Origin of the sequence: Paraburkholderia sp. J94 (assembly GCF_905220285.1) — a bacterium.
Classification (GTDB): Bacteria; Pseudomonadota; Gammaproteobacteria; order Burkholderiales; family Burkholderiaceae; genus Paraburkholderia; species Paraburkholderia tropica_A.
In genome coordinates this window covers 1-266 of the sequence record NZ_CAJMZH010000071.1, presented here as the reverse complement: position 1 = coordinate 266, position 266 = coordinate 1, and the positions used below count along the sequence as shown (strand labels likewise).

The following is a 266-nucleotide window of genomic DNA, read 5'->3' as shown; positions in this document are numbered from 1 at the left end:
CTTTTGCGATGATCGTTAGTGCTTTAGCACTTACGAGAATCTCACTCCCGAAGGGAGCAGGGCGGATAAACCTGAGTTTGAATGGTTACGAGCGGGGGATTAGCTCAGCTGGGAGAGCACCTGCTTTGCAAGCAGGGGGTCGTCGGTTCGATCCCGTCATCCTCCACCAATCCTCAATGCCTAGTGTCCGGTAAGTAGCACAAACCGGGTATTACGCATTGGCGATTGAGCCAGTCAGAGCGATGTGAGTAAAACCATATCGGCTG

The 266-nt window shown here is 52.6% G+C and carries 1 tRNA gene; it reads left to right on the top strand.

The window, feature by feature from the left end:
- Nucleotides 1-93 precede the first annotated feature (93 nt).
- Nucleotides 94-169 (top strand) — tRNA-Ala (locus tag U4Y88_RS37695).
- The last annotated feature ends 97 nt before the right edge of the window (nucleotides 170-266 follow it).